Source organism: uncultured Sphingomonas sp. (genome assembly GCF_937871615.1).
Lineage (GTDB): Bacteria > Pseudomonadota > Alphaproteobacteria > Sphingomonadales > Sphingomonadaceae > Sphingomonas.
In genome coordinates this window covers 1-13496 of record NZ_CALMPA010000038.1, presented here as the reverse complement: position 1 = coordinate 13496, position 13496 = coordinate 1, and the positions used below count along the sequence as shown (strand labels likewise).

The 13496-nt window shown below is 63.1% G+C and carries 17 protein-coding genes and 1 pseudogene; 2 read left to right on the top strand and 16 right to left on the bottom strand.

Features of this window, described 5'->3' with window-relative positions:
• Positions 1 to 2 precede the first annotated feature (2 nt).
• Both Q0316_RS09310 and Q0316_RS09305 read right to left on the bottom strand, forming a co-directional pair.
• Positions 3 to 2315, bottom strand: a complete 2313-nt coding sequence (locus tag Q0316_RS09310; RefSeq protein WP_022684076.1) for a type IV secretion system DNA-binding domain-containing protein — start codon at positions 2313 to 2315, stop codon at positions 3 to 5.
• Positions 2302 to 2595, bottom strand: coding sequence for a CopG family transcriptional regulator (locus Q0316_RS09305; RefSeq protein WP_022684077.1), 294 nt, complete (start codon positions 2593 to 2595; stop codon positions 2302 to 2304). Before Q0316_RS09305 ends, Q0316_RS09310 begins: the two co-directional genes overlap by 14 nt.
• 514 nt (positions 2596 to 3109) lie before the next feature.
• On the opposite strand from Q0316_RS09305, the gene Q0316_RS09300 reads away from it, so the two are divergent.
• Positions 3110 to 3334 carry a DUF6437 family protein gene (locus tag Q0316_RS09300; RefSeq protein ID WP_028056203.1) on the top strand — a complete coding sequence of 75 codons (225 nt, stop codon included), beginning with the start codon at positions 3110 to 3112 and terminating at the stop codon, positions 3332 to 3334.
• 255 nt (positions 3335 to 3589) lie between these two features.
• Here the strand turns inward: Q0316_RS09300 and Q0316_RS09295 are convergent, their stop codons facing one another.
• From Q0316_RS09295 to Q0316_RS09240, 12 genes are all read right to left on the bottom strand, one after another.
• Complete coding sequence (locus Q0316_RS09295; protein WP_022684079.1) at positions 3590 to 4006, bottom strand: single-stranded DNA-binding protein; 417 nt, start codon at positions 4004 to 4006, stop codon at positions 3590 to 3592.
• A 49-nt stretch (positions 4007 to 4055) separates the two neighbouring features.
• Positions 4056 to 4202, bottom strand: coding sequence for a hypothetical protein (locus Q0316_RS09290; RefSeq protein ID WP_022684080.1), 147 nt, complete (start codon positions 4200 to 4202; stop codon positions 4056 to 4058).
• Between the two features lie 114 nt (positions 4203 to 4316).
• A complete protein-coding gene (locus tag Q0316_RS09285) occupies positions 4317 to 5351 on the bottom strand; it encodes a DUF2493 domain-containing protein (RefSeq protein ID WP_022684081.1) in 1035 nt (344 codons plus the stop codon).
• Between the two features lie 72 nt (positions 5352 to 5423).
• Positions 5424 to 5927, bottom strand: coding sequence for a DUF736 domain-containing protein (locus Q0316_RS09280; protein WP_022684082.1), 504 nt, complete (start codon positions 5925 to 5927; stop codon positions 5424 to 5426).
• A gap of 972 nt (positions 5928 to 6899) precedes the next feature.
• Positions 6900 to 8105: a hypothetical protein gene (locus tag Q0316_RS09275; RefSeq protein ID WP_119593040.1), complete on the bottom strand. Its 1206-nt coding sequence runs from the start codon at positions 8103 to 8105 to the stop codon at positions 6900 to 6902.
• A gap of 339 nt (positions 8106 to 8444) precedes the next feature.
• On the bottom strand, positions 8445 to 8774 hold the full coding sequence (locus tag Q0316_RS09270) for a hypothetical protein (RefSeq protein ID WP_028056205.1): 330 nt from the start codon (positions 8772 to 8774) through the stop codon (positions 8445 to 8447).
• On the bottom strand, positions 8771 to 9103 hold the full coding sequence (locus Q0316_RS09265; RefSeq protein WP_147367368.1) for a hypothetical protein: 333 nt from the start codon (positions 9101 to 9103) through the stop codon (positions 8771 to 8773). Before Q0316_RS09265 ends, Q0316_RS09270 begins: the two co-directional genes overlap by 4 nt.
• Positions 9100 to 9408, bottom strand: coding sequence for a hypothetical protein (locus Q0316_RS09260; protein WP_022684086.1), 309 nt, complete (start codon positions 9406 to 9408; stop codon positions 9100 to 9102). The genes Q0316_RS09265 and Q0316_RS09260 overlap by 4 nt, the downstream gene beginning before the upstream one ends.
• Positions 9405 to 10133: a hypothetical protein gene (locus Q0316_RS09255; RefSeq protein ID WP_298671622.1), complete on the bottom strand. Its 729-nt coding sequence runs from the start codon at positions 10131 to 10133 to the stop codon at positions 9405 to 9407. The genes Q0316_RS09260 and Q0316_RS09255 overlap by 4 nt, the downstream gene beginning before the upstream one ends.
• Before the next feature lie 59 nt (positions 10134 to 10192).
• Positions 10193 to 10540, bottom strand: coding sequence for a hypothetical protein (locus tag Q0316_RS09250; protein ID WP_022684088.1), 348 nt, complete (start codon positions 10538 to 10540; stop codon positions 10193 to 10195).
• A 93-nt stretch (positions 10541 to 10633) separates the two neighbouring features.
• Positions 10634 to 10939: a hypothetical protein gene (locus tag Q0316_RS09245; protein ID WP_022684089.1), complete on the bottom strand. Its 306-nt coding sequence runs from the start codon at positions 10937 to 10939 to the stop codon at positions 10634 to 10636.
• Complete coding sequence (locus tag Q0316_RS09240; RefSeq protein WP_022684090.1) at positions 10936 to 11412, bottom strand: hypothetical protein; 477 nt, start codon at positions 11410 to 11412, stop codon at positions 10936 to 10938. The genes Q0316_RS09245 and Q0316_RS09240 overlap by 4 nt, the downstream gene beginning before the upstream one ends.
• A gap of 472 nt (positions 11413 to 11884) precedes the next feature.
• On the opposite strand from Q0316_RS09240, the gene Q0316_RS09235 reads away from it, so the two are divergent.
• Complete coding sequence (locus Q0316_RS09235; protein ID WP_298671620.1) at positions 11885 to 12277, top strand: hypothetical protein; 393 nt, start codon at positions 11885 to 11887, stop codon at positions 12275 to 12277.
• Positions 12278 to 12303: 26 nt separating this feature from the next.
• Here the strand turns inward: Q0316_RS09235 and Q0316_RS09230 are convergent, their stop codons facing one another.
• Together Q0316_RS09230 and Q0316_RS09225 are read right to left on the bottom strand one after the other, a co-directional pair.
• On the bottom strand, positions 12304 to 12795 hold the full coding sequence (locus tag Q0316_RS09230) for a hypothetical protein (RefSeq protein WP_022684092.1): 492 nt from the start codon (positions 12793 to 12795) through the stop codon (positions 12304 to 12306).
• A gap of 3 nt (positions 12796 to 12798) precedes the next feature.
• Positions 12799 to 13496 (bottom strand): annotated as a pseudogene (locus tag Q0316_RS09225) (hypothetical protein); the annotation flags it as partial.

The window sequence follows — 13496 nt, the reverse complement described above, 5'->3', positions numbered from 1 at the left end:
GCCTAGATCCCCATGTCCATATCGTCGTGATCGGCGGATCTGTCTGGACCGTAATCTTCGCGCAATTCGCGCAGCGTCTGGTCCTCGATCTCCGGTCCGCGCGTCCTGCCCGGCTCGGCGCGATCGCGCGGCCGCTGGTCGTTTTCCTCGCGCCCCTCCCGCTCTCCAGGCACCTGCCCTCGCCCGCGTGTACCGTTCGGCCCGGCAACGCCCTGCCCTCCCGGCCGCGCGCGATCGAGGTCCGGATCGCCTCGTTCGCGCCCATCGTCCCGCCCCATCTCCTCTCGGGGAACGGACAGGATTGCTGCGGCGAGGTCACGTGCGACATTGGACCGATCGACCTCTTCTATGACCTGGGCGGCACCATCGCGGCCGCCCCCTTCCCCACCTTCTTCCTCGACCAGTTCACCCCCCCGCCGTCGGCGCGTCGGGGCAATGTTCTCGCGGATGAGAAAGCCCGGAGCGACTGTTGGGTAATCCCTCCATTCAAGCTTGATCCGTGCGGCCGGGAATCCGTCCGGAAATTTGATGAAACCATGCATGGACGGAAGGTTCGTGATGTCATCGGCGATCACAAGCGGCTCGACCTGCTTGCGCGGAGTCAGCGTGGAAGCATCACGCGTCTGGTTGTATCCATAGCTGTACGCCTCATCCATCTGGCGCACTTCGCGGTTGCCGATATAGCGCGCGCATTGCTCGGCCGTGTCGAGATCGGCGGTCGCCAGAATGAGCTTGGTGCGCGCGAGCGAAGCCAGATTCTTGGCGCCCTGTTCGCCGTAGACATCGATCAGCTTCTCGAAACTGTGCAGTCCCAGGACCATCGCGCCGCCGAAAGCGCGCGCCGTCTGCAAGCCATTCTCGATCGCCGGCAACCGGTGCAGGGCTCCCAGCTCATCGAACATGAACCAAGTCCTCAGCCCCCGCGTCCGCGGCAGTGTCATGATGCGGGTGATGGCGATATCCATCCACAATGTGAGCAGCGCACGGTTCATCGCAAGGTCGACATAGTGCGAGGTCACGAACAGGATCGAACCGGGCTTCTCGGGCCGGCAGATCCACTCGCGGATGGAGAATTGCTCGCCCTCGTCGGGCAGGAAACGCAGCGCCTGCGCGTTGGTGTTGAACACGGCGCGGATCGATTCCGCCATGCGCGCTGCCTCAGGCGCGGTAAGCGGATCGGCGATCGTGTTCGCGAGAAAACGGTGCACGCGCTTCAGGTCAGCGGTCATCAGATTGTCGGCGAGATCCGCGTTGGTAGTCTGCCCGCGTCCCTGGAGTTTGATGCACATTTCGATGAACAGCGTGCGCGCCGCCATCGCCCAGAAGGGTTCGGTCGAACCCCCGTCCGAAGGGATCAACGCGGCGGCCGCGGCTGTGAATTCCGAGTGGGTTGAACAGTCGTTGAAGATCGACCAGGCCGGGCAGCGCTGGTCCATCGGGTTGAGGATGATGTCGGTTTCAGGGTTGTAGAAATTCTCGACATAGGTGCCGGTGAGATCGAAGATGACGGCGCTATCCCGGCGCGCGCGCATCTGTGCGACCAGGCTCCGGAGCTCAGTCGTCTTGCCCGCCCCGGTAGTACCAATAAGCATCGTATGCGACTGCTCGAGGCGGTGCGGATAGGGAATGCCGGCAAGGATATAGGGGTGATGAATGCCCGCCCGCTTACGTGCGACAAACGGCATTGCGCGCACCTGGGCGGGGCTCGATCCAGGCAATAGCTGAGCGGCTTCCGCTTCGAACTCGCGCAGATTGTGGGCAACCACCTCGGCATGCAGAACTTCGCGCTCGACCAGCATTGCGCCGCGCTCATGGCGTTCCTGAAGGATCGACTTGCCGCGCTTGCGCGAGATGTCGACGAACCATAGCGCAAGCGGAATAGTAGCGAGAAGCGACAGGAGGATCGCGCCCACCAGCCCGCGCATGGCCTTCGCCCAGGCGGCGATGACGGACGGGACATCGGCGACCTGCGCCATCACGATCGCGCGGATCGACCCGTCCGGTAAAGTGACGTTGACCCGCTTCATCGGATCGAATTCCATGAAGTCCCAAAATAGCGAATAGAGCTTCATGCCGATGAGCTCGATCTCGTGTTCGCGCAGGGTGACAACGAGGATGAAGGAGTATGCGGCGGCAAAGCAGAACAGCCAGACGATGAACGGGATTTTCGCTCCCGACGTCCACATCAGCACCTCGTGGGTAAGGAGCTGGCTGCCGCGCGTGAAGTTGCCGCTGTTGCGCTGGACGGTTCCGCGCGCGGAATGATGGCGCAGGTGAACGGGCTTGCCGCTGAAGCGGATATCAGCGCGCCGCATGATACTGCTCCACGCGCTTGTCGGTCTCAGCAAGGAGCTTGTCCCGCACATCGGGGTATTGGTCCCGGATGATGACGTCGAGCGCCAGCTGGGCATATTCGATGGTGCGCGCCACACGCCTTTGGCTGGCACCGGCGGACTCCGCTTCGGTCGCGAACAAGCGCAGCGCATGTCGGATCATGGCGGAACGGGTCAGCCCGTTGCGTGCAGCCAGGCGGTCGATCCGATCACACAAGCTGTGATCGAGCCGGAGGGTTATCTGAGGATCGTTGTGGTTCATGACAGCCTCTTCGCGCAGAGGCCGGCAGGGGCTGAGAAAGTGCCTTATACTATGCGACATTTCAGCCCGGGGCAACGGTTTTGCATCCCGGCGGACGCATTGCATTGCATTACATAAGCGTTACTTAAAAATGGCAGAAATCAGCGCCATTCTTGGGCTACATCCCATTGCAGTGCATTTGTGTTTCAATGGGATACGGGAGCACATTCAACTAAGGCTTTGATATTACTTGACCCCCATGCACCTTTAGGTGCGTTCGGTGTGCTTAGTTGCTCCATGTTGTCGCTCGCGTCGTCGGGGGTGTGGGCTTGATCTATTCGCAGGAGCGTCTCCGGCTTTCGCGGTGGGCCATTCCGGGCCGTCAGGCCATGATGCCCCAGCGGGAAAGCGTGGCGCTCCTGCGCCCGCGTCGGGCTTTTGACGCGGTAGCCGTCCGGCGGCGGTTCCGGTCTTGGCGGAAGTCGGCTATAGGGGAAATCAGCAAACGCCATTTTGCACTATGGAGATATGCGACATGGCGAGAAAGAGCCTCAAGCCTTCGGAACAACTGCGCGCGCTGGCCGACGAAAGGGCGGCGCTGGAAGTGCGGGAAAAAGAGATGGTGACGCGCATTGCAAGCGACTTCGGCAGTGCGTTGGTGTCGTCTGGTCTGGCCGATCTGAGTAAAGTGGAGTTTGCGAAGCTGGCGCAAAGGATCGGAACGCTCGGCATTGCGGAAACCATGAAGCGGCTTGCCTGATCGGCTGCATGCTGGATGAAAAAAGGGGCGCATGGCGTGGCCGCCATGCGCCCCTTCTCCTGTGCGCTATCACTTATCGGGTGTGCGATTCCCTGCGTTTCAACAGCGCGGGGACAGCAAAGCGACACCCCCCGCGCGCACCAACGCGGCCCGCAAAGCGGGCCGCAAAATTATCCGCAACCCCTGCACCTGGGCGCGACGTTTCCGGCATGGCGCGATAGTCCAGCGCCGCCCCTGGGCGGCGCTGGTGACTGCTCACTTGGTCGGTTCGCGATAGGGCGCGACATACTGCGCCTGTAATTCGCGGACCTGCCGGGGGTTGCCGTCGCGGTCGGTCCATTTGCGGCTTTTCCAGTAACCGGCAAGGCGGACGCCAAGCCCCGCGCGAAGCGTGGCGGCGATACGGTCGGCGGCGTCGGCCCGGTGCGGCGGAAGCCAATAGATCGCGGTGAAGGCTTCGCCATTGAGCGCGATGCAACGCAAGGTCGCGACGGTATCGCCGCTCGGTGTCGAGCGCAATTCGACATCTTCGGCAAGGCGCGCAGCCATGGTCGAATCGACGCATTCGGCGCGGCGCTTTGCGTCGGCGTCAATCTCGGTCTGTCGGCGTTCGGCATCACGCGCGGCGCGTTCTTCGGGGGTTTCGCGGCCTAGACGGCTAAAGTCGATCATGGCGGCTGCTCCTTGGTGGAACGGGCGCGCGCGGCGGCGCGCCCATAGTTCAAATGTCGAATCCCTGATCGCGATAGACGGCGAGCCAGTCGCTATCTGTCCAGCCTTCGCCTGCGCGCTGCTCGATCAATAGGGGGCATTCGTCGCCTAGAAGCTCCTTAAGCGTTTCGGCGGTTTCGGGAGTGAGTTCATACATGGTTCGGGTTCCTTCGCGGCGCGCGTGGCGGCGCATGGCGCTGGTCGGCGGCGCGCTTTATGTGAGTGATGGGGGGGGGGAAGGCCCGGCGCTGGTGCGCGCGGGCTTTCCGGGTCAAGCCAGTGCGCGGCGCTGTTCCTCTGCGCGCAGCGCGGCAAGGTCGGTCGGGCCGGTGCCGTTGTTCTGTTCGGCAAGGCGAAAGATGTGCAGCGGCACGTTTCTGGCGCGCAACAGGCGGGCAAGATCTTCCTGCACCTTGGATTGCTGGAAAATCATGGCTTCGACGATTTCGTCCAGCCGGTTCCATACCTCATTGCGCCGATAGGCTGCGCGGTAGTCGTTGCTGCCGCGCTTGTTGAGGGAAAAGCCGACAATCGGAACGCCCCGTTCATGCGCCCAGCATGTGCTGATCTGCTCGGCGCCCTTGAAGCGTTTGCCGGTGAACAAGATCATGTGCGGGATGCGCGCGCGCACCATGTCCAGCCGACGAAAGATCATGTCTGCATCTTCCCAGTCGCCGCCGCCGGAAACGAGAACGGCAGGACGCGCGGGATAGTGCTTCGCGTTGTGCTCGGCTTCGCGGGCTTTCAGATAGTCGAAACCCTCGATCTGCGAAGCGGTAAGGCCGGTTCCGGTGCGACTGCCCTTGATGGTATTGAACGGCTTGCCGGTTTCGACAAAATAGACGTTGGCAGCGTGGTTGCACATGGTTTCCACGGCGGCGCGGGCTTCGGCAAGCGACTGGCAACGCTGTTGCAGTTCTTCCATGCGGGATTGATATACCTCGGACGGGTCGAACACGCGGACCATTTCGCCAAGTTCGGCGGCGGCGTCGTCTTCCTGCCGCTTGATGCGCTTGGCGACATAATGCAAGCTGTTGACGATACCCCAAGCGATGGGCTGGCCGAAAGATTCCATGCGGGTTCCGGCAAGCAAGCGGAAGATTTGCGCGGTCAAATCCTCGACGCATCCGCGCGCCAGTTCCGCATCGGGCATCGGGTCGCGGGTGGGGTCGTCGATGATGGAAAGCCGGGATTCGGCAATCGTTTCGGTGAAGCTGGCAGGAAAGTCCTGCGCGCTGGTCATGGCGGCATAGGCTTCCGCAAAGTCGGCGAACCTGCTAACCCGCCCCTTGTTCGTGTTGGTCATGGTTGAAACTCCATTTCGTCTGGCTGGCGCGGATCGGGCCGGAGCGTTCCCGCGCCCCGGCCCAACCTTCTCTTATGCGCTGGCGGTTTCCTCCTGCTGCTGTTCCTGCGCCTGTTCGGCGCGGCGGCCGCGACGGCTCGACGGCTCGACCGGGGGCAAGCCAAGGTCACCAGCCGGGGCGGTGCTTTCGCCAAGGCCATCGCCTTCATCGGCGGGGCCATCGGCTGCGTCACCGATCGGGGCCAGATCGTTGCGCGCGCGGCGCGGGCGGCTCCACGCCACATTGTAGCTGCCGTCATCCTCGCGGAAGCAAGCGATATAGAGAGGCTTGCTCATCGACGGGTCGTCAATCGAACCCTGCAAGAAAGCCTCGCCGGTGTCCTTCATGGACTGCTCGAACAGGAACCCGACGCGAACCCAGGTGCGGGCGGGCGTGAGGCCGAGGATTTCAAAGCGGGGGCTGTTCTCCTTGCGCGCTTCCCAAGGGCGCAGGCAGATGGTCATGGCGACCGAGACGGTGGCGATCTTGCCGACGAAAAAGCCGTTGGCGTTCAGCTTGAGATTACCGAGGTTCATAGTCTTAACTCCATTTCGTTCCGGCGTTCCCGCGCCGGGTGGTTGAGCCTTCCGGGGACCGTCCCCGTCCGGTGATTCCCTTATATCAAAGACCTCAAACTACGCATAACACATTGTTTTCTTGACAGATTTCATCGTGCCTGGTGAACCTGAGCCTGCAACGGCCGCGCAGCGGCCCACGAAAAAATTGTTGCCCGTCAGGGCAACTCCATCCTGATCTGCCGAGCACAAGCGGGGGCTTCGTCGTTCATCGCACCCGGAGCCACCTTCGCCTGTGGCCCAAGGCGCAGGCACCTCCGCCGGGGTCAACAGAAATGACGGAGGCTCCGCCGCGCAGCGGTGGAAACCGTAGGGCCGCTTGCGGCCCGGTATTTCTGTTGAGGCGGCTTCCAGACAAACAAAAATATCGGCCGCTTGCGGCCGATTCCCCTTTGCCGCCGACCCCGGTGGGGGGGTCTGCAACGCCGGGACACTGGCGGGGGTGGCGCAGGGTGCGATGAACGACCTGGTGCGAGGCAGATACCGGGCGGTTCGTCCTCGAACCGTCCGGTCTGGCAAATGAGGCTGGCCCGCCAGGGACGTCTTGTCAGGCGGCGAAGCCGGCCACGTCAGGGATCGTGACCCCGCAAGGGGCGGAAACTCGGCCGAAGGACGAGGTTCCGTGGAGCTTGGTGAGCGCGGCCGCGCAGCGGCCGTGGGAGCCTAGCGCAATAGAGCCCGGCCCGATCGCAGATCGGGTGACGCCCCCTCCCCTCCTTCTCTTTCTTTTCTATCTCCGTCCAACCCAGAAGCTGCCCCGAACGATTCCGCACCTTCACCCACATCAAGTGCCAGTTCGCGATCAGCGAGAACGAGGCCGATATGAGCTGGTCCGACGATGAGGGAAATGATGTCGATTACGTCGATCTGCTCGGCATAGGAATCGAAGCTATGCGCGGTGCCCGGACGCTGCCCGGCATCAGGCGTGAATTATTAGGCGGTGATCAACGGTTGGAGATGGTGGCGCACGAAGGCGCTGGTAATCCCAACTTCGCCGGCGGCGACGCGGGCAAGCTGCTCGTCGAAGCTGAGCGACCTGTGGGCATTTTCGGCGCGCTCGGCCCTTCGGGCCTCGCGCCGGGTCTCCCGCCACTGGTCCTTGGCCTCTGCAAAGCCCATTGTCTGGAGTAGACAGCGGAAGGCAAATATCTCTTTGGGGTTTGCCGGGGGCCAGAAGGGGTCAGGAGCGGCGTGCGACCGAACTCGTCCGGGAAAATTGGGCGAGGGAAGCGCCTGCCCCACGCGGGAGAGTTCAGCGGCGAGTTCGTCGCGGATGCGATAGGCAGTGGAGCCCCCGATCGCGAGATCAAGGGCGGCACGCCGAACGGGTATGCGGTCGAGCAACATCGCGCGCAGCAATCGCCGCTGTTCATCGGTGACGAACCGTGCGCTTTCCGCGTGAATATGCCGAACGCCAGCCGCGTCACATCCGGGCAGGGACTGGCCTTTGCGGCGCAGGCGTCGCACGAGGCGCTCACGGATCCGGATACAGCTGGTTTTGGAAACGCCGCTCCGCTGGGAGACCTTGGTGGTCCCGAACCCCTCCATGAACAGCGCTTCGACCGCCTTGCGCTGCGCTGAAGTCAATTTGACGCCCGAATAGGCGTCGCCGCCGCCGGGCGGCGGGAGTGGAGCTTTGCCGCGGGCCAGCAGCTCGCGGCTGTAGCGCCGCCGCTGCTCGGAGACGCATGCGGCCGAAACGCCAAGGCGCAGTTGGATATCGATCCCTTTCAGGCCTTTCTTGAGCGCGTAGCGCAACCGATCGATGCCGGCGGGCGTAAGGCGGCCGCGCGCGTCTCGCTCGGCGGGGCGATAGCCGCGTCGCACACAAAGGGCGATCGTTACGGCGTTGCAGGCACTCGCTTCGCATATCCCGAAGCGCCTCCCGATTGCGGCGAAAGAAAGCTTGTCGACTTCGCGCAGCCGGATCGCCTCGTCGAGCGCGGCACCCTGTAGCCGGGCGGTGGGCGCAGGACTGCGGTGGGTGGTCTCCAGCCCCAGCTTGTGCGCCATCACGTGGATCGCGTGGCAACTGCGCCCAGGCAGCCGGGCGGCGACATCGCTCCCTTCGGTCAGATAGTGGGCCCGCAACAGGGCGAGTTCGCGCGCTGACCAGCGCGCGGCTTTGCGAACGGTCATGGATGGATCTCCGGGAAGGGCGCGATTTCCGGTAAGATGAGAGACGAGGAAGCCGGATTTCGCGTGCGTGTTTTCGTGTGCGCCGGGCCGTAATTTTGCGGCCGCCGGTCCCTTCGGGACCGGCGGGATCGCATCGAACCGCCCGGACGGGACGATCACGGGTGCGATTGCGGAATGGCGGGCTGAATCAGCGTATGGTTGCGCGCTCGATCGTCGCGCGACCGTCACGCCGATCCGGGGGTCTCTCGGTTACCGAAATGACCCGATGGGTTGAGGGTAATTCAATATGTCACGCGGAGCACCGGTGCGGTAAGCGCCACGTTTGCCACTGCGCCGCGGTCAGGCACTGTCGGCACCCTCTTGTGTGATCATCTGGGGTCGCCAGAGCGCGATGAGGGCTTTCATCGCGTCTTCGAGTTCGAAGGCGTCAGCGTAGATCGCACCGGGGTGGCTACCGAGGAAGGCAAAGACGGTGGCCATGTCGGCGGCAACGGCACGGTCGAGAGAGAAGAGGTCGGCGATGTCGAAGCCACCGAAATCCGTCGCATTCCACCATGCCATGAGAAAATCCGCGACCCGGCGTGCCTGGCCCGTGTCGCTTTGTGCGAGGTCGAACAATCGCGCCACCGCCTGTCGGACTTCGGGATGGATCATGGGTGCGACGTTCATGGATCGGGATGGTCAGCGATGTCGCCGGGCGAGTCAACCGAGGGCGTGATCCTCGAGGCAGGACTGCAGAACGGCGACGGCGGCGGAGCGGGCCATGCTACATTCGAGATGGGCGCGGAAGACGAGCGCGTGGTGCCCATGCCGGAATCGCCGGTGAGGTCGTGGGGCTTCCAGATCCCTGAGCGCAGCTGTTGCTTCATGCCTTCAATGGTTCGATGGATACCTGCCTGACGGAACGGACCGGCTGCTCGCATTCGGGAACGAAGTTGCTGGATGCGAACGGTCAGCCAATCGCGCTGTTCCTGCGTCAACTGGTGCTGATGGTTCATGGCGTGGACCTGGATGGCATAGCTCGAAGGGTGCCGAGCTCGGCTCGGAGCCCGGCGTTCTCCTCGCCCAGCATGGTGATCGCTTCGGCGGGGGTCCCGAGAATTCCCACGGTGTCGCGCGCGAGGCATGCGGCATCCAGTGTCGCTGCGAGTGCGCCGCGTTCACTTTCGAGCATGTTCAAAAGAGCCGCCGCGCGTCGGAGCAGATTCGAGGTATAGCTAGCAGCCGCCAGTTTTTCGAACTGGGTCGCTTTGGCCGACATGCAGAGCAGCAGCTCGTCGAGGCACATGTTTTCGAAGGTCATGCGACCAGCTCGGGATAGTGTGCCCACAATGTCGCCAGCGACGATTCCGCGTCATAGTGGCTGATGAATACGCCGCCCTTCTCGATCCAGCGGTGACGATATTGCGGCCAGTCGTCGATCAGCACATCGCCAGGCATAGCGTGATCCCGCTTGTCCGCACTGCGGCAGGTGATGATGGGAACGCCGGGAAAATAGGCCTGTGCCCATGCGATCTTCTGCGCTTCGGCCCAGTTGCCGCGGGGGCATCCGGTCAGGATGGTCGGATTGAGATGCGAGACAGCGTCGAACAGGGTTCGCGCGTCGTGCATCAGTGGCAGATCCCGATAGAAGTTGCCCTTGGCTTCGAGCATCTTCCAGAAGCGTCTGGAGCCCAGTTCGGCCTCCACTTCGCGCGGATGCATACCGAAATAGGAGCGGGCGTAAGTGTCGAAATCAGCGAGGACGCCATCGCAATCGAGGAAAATATGCGGGATGCGGACGATTGTGGGTGCCGATCTGATGGCGTTCTGGGCGGCGAAGGGTTCGGCCATGGTGTTCCTTTCGAGCTGGCGGTGATGATGTGATCGTCCGGGGTCGGCCAGTGAGGCCGACGCACGCAAGCGATCATTTCCTCGATGTGGCGAGAGATCGGCGGATGCGCTGGAGGACAAGCATTCGGTGGTCGTAGAAGTCGTCGCTCGGCGTGCGCATTCGGCCAAGCTTGCGGTCGTAACCGGGTGGATCATCCCATTCCGGTGGACGCGGGGCCGCTGTCGCGCGGGCGCCTGGTTGATCGCACGACATGTTATTCGGCCTTCCCGAACAAATCCGGCTGGCGCCGTCGACCGGATTGCGTATTTCGACGGAGCACGCGGGCGATATGACCGGAATAAACGCCCACCGCGGCCCAGTAGGCCGCCATAGGCGGTTTGTGCGCGTCCCAGCTGGCCCTTGCCCGCAATCGGGCATCGCACTGAAGATCGAGCAACAGGTCGCGCAAGCACGCTTGTACGTCGGGATCGAGGGCCCGGAGCTGGTGCATCGCGGGGAGCAGAAGGATGGGGTTGGCGCGCTCGGCACGCGTCGGCGGGCGCGGGCGTTCCGGGTTCAGGGTGACCTGCGAGGCAGGCTCGCTCGGAGCGGTGGGGGTCATCGCGGTTTCCTTCGCAGCCGCATGATCGCAGCTCGCAGCCCCGTCTCCCCCTCACCTGTCAGCGGGCGCGAACGCGCCCTGTGATCAGGGGTCTTAGCGAATCCAGGGCGAGCGCGGACGGTGACCTTCCCGAAGCCGGTCGGCGCGAAGGGTTGCTGCCAGGTCGCCATCGACATCCGCAAAGTGCGTGATCGCATCGATGACAGTCTCCGGCTCTGCGATCTCACCGTAAGAGGTCCCGATCCAGAGAATCTCGCGATGCTCGTCGTCGACATTGTCGTTGTCTCTATGGACTGCGGCGAAATAGGTGTTGAGGGGGGCGTCCCAGCCAATGCCAATAGTCAGCGGCCCATGCGTGCGGACGGCATCTGCATGCGCTTTGGGTTCGTATCGGCTCATGTCAGGTTACTCCTATCGTTGGAAGGTGAAGTGCAATCGCGCTGCATGAGGGCGCGAAACTGGCGCGAGAGGTCGGCTTGCTGGGGGTATCGGGCTTCCCATTCGGCGCGAGGGATGAGGAATCCGATGTCGATGAGGCGTCGCCGCAGTTCATCGGTTACGACCTGCTTGGCCTGTTCGGGAATTGCGAGGGGAAATCCCTGGAACTGGCACAGCCACGAGCAGTCGTCGGGCTCCTGATGGCGGCAAAAATAATCGGCCTCAAACAAGAGGTCGGATCGGACGACTGAGTCCCCATTGACGGCAATGACGAACTGTCCGCCCGGCGGCGTTTTTATTTGTCGTTCTTCGAGCATGCGAGCGTGCCAGGTGCGCGCAGCGGCGAGCGCCACGCCATAGGCAGTCCCATAGACCCCGTGGAGGATCCAGCTGACGGGGTGGCCGGCTGCGCCGAAGTGAAAGGTAATCACCATGGTGGTGTCTCCTGCACCAGTGTTTCGGGACGGGATTCGGGGGCCGGTAGCCTGTCGTGCGGGGCGACGAGGCTGATGCGGCAAAGAGCCGGACGAGCGCTCTCAACGATGCACCTCCCCCTTAGCTCTTTTCCCGTCTCGCCGCCGGAGGCGACCGGAGGGTGCAATGTTCGATTGTATTCCGGGCGGCTTTGCCATAGTTTGAAACCGCTCGCGGAGACGCGGGTGAAGGCGTGGAAACCTTCCCAAAAGAAGCAAGCCGGCAGCTTCGGTTACCGGGCAGCGGACACGTATGTCCAAGGCCCAGGCCCAAAGGTGTTCGCGCCTGATTGCTTCTTTTCAGGTTTCCAATGTCCGGTTTCGGGCTGGCGACGTCCATAGTTGGACGGTCGCTACCGGCTGTTTGCGAGATGGTGCTGAGATAGAGGAAGTAGAACGCTGTGCATGTTTGGGCATCCCAAAGGATCCGGTGGTGACCATGAGACAGGATCGCGAGGCTGCGCGGGAGTTGGTGCGCGAAGCGCTAGGGATGCCCGACATCGCGAGCGATGCAGCTGCGACCTATCATTTGAGATCGGTGCTGGCGCTGCTGGATACGGAACCGTGCAAGGACGAAAAAAGGGCCGATAATGCGTTGCCGGGCGATGCCATTGCTCATGCGATTGGGGTGATGGCGGCGATCAGTGAACGTGCGGTCCGCGAGGAAAGCGCGCGCTGCGTCAAGGCGATTGCACTGGAAATGGAAACCCGTGGCCTGGATATCGCGCGCCATGACATGGGAGCGGCACTGCTGCTCGATCGCTGGGCTGCTATTATCCGGGACCGCGGGAGCGTGGCCGAGCCGGGGCCGCGACGCGACAATTGAGAAGCGGCCCCGGTGGTGTTCGAACCTCAGTCAGTGGTGTTGACAGGCGAGGCGGCGATAGCCGCCGCATCGGGCCATGTTTGGGCGAGCCGTTCGCGCCCTTCGCCTTTTTCGGCACCTGCGGCATCGAGGCCGGCGATGACGGCGGCAACAAGCTGCGTGAGGCTCTCGAAATGGCGTTCGACGGTGCTGGCGCGCGCGCCATAAGTGAATGGGGCGGGAAAACCGGCGTCCTCCCAGCGGGCGAGGCCCTGTTCAACGATGAGGGCATAATCGAGTGCGGTGTCGATCTCGGCGTCGTAGACGACGTAGACTTCGTAGTATGTCCCGAAGTCATGAGGTGACCCGATGATGCGCAGTTCAGCCCCTTCGGGTGGGCAGCCGTAGTGGGCGATAAGCGCGGCGCGATAGGCATGGCACTCGGCGCGGGCAACTTCGGCGAAGTCGGGGGTCGAGCCAAGCTGGGCGCAGGCTTCGTCGTAGGGCACGGGGCCGATGTTCATCTTCTGTGTGGCCATTGGTCAGTCTCCATGTGTCGGGGGCGCTTCTTCGCAGCCCGACACTCCCCTCCCCCTCCACTCCTGACCGGATCGGCGGGCGGAGAAATCGGGATTTGTCTTGTGCGCCCGCGCTTGTGAGGGTGGTGGGATCGGGAATGGCTGGCGCGGCTCAGCATCATATTGCCTTCGATCCTCCTGCTTTTCGGGATGGGGGTCGGGAGCGCGAACCTCATGGGCGATGAACCCGTTGATCCAGCTGCGCATGGTCGGGCGCCTTTCGAGGGGAAGTGCGGCGGCACGGCTGAGAAATGCGGCGAGGTCTGCGTTCGCCTCGCCGGCGATCCAGTCGATTTCATGAGCGGGGAGCAGCCCTTCGTCGCGAATGAACCGGGTCATTGATCCAGGCCGCGCCTCACGGCCGCGCAAGCCCTTGGTGGTCGAGCGCCATAGTCCTTCGCAGGATTTCAGCCGCGGCTTCGCGCGGGCTTCCATGAGGATGATGAGCCTCAGGCACCATGCGGGCAGAGCGCGAACCTCGTTGCACTGCATGCCCGTGCAAAAGAAGCACGAGCTTGCCGGCACCTCGAACCCGGCTTGTCGGATACGTTCGTTGCAGGCGTCGCGGCCCCAGCCCCATTCACGCAGCGGGTAGCGATAGGTGTAGGGCTCTGTTGCAAAAATCGTGAAGCTTGAGCATGCTTGGCGGAGATTGGACGGAC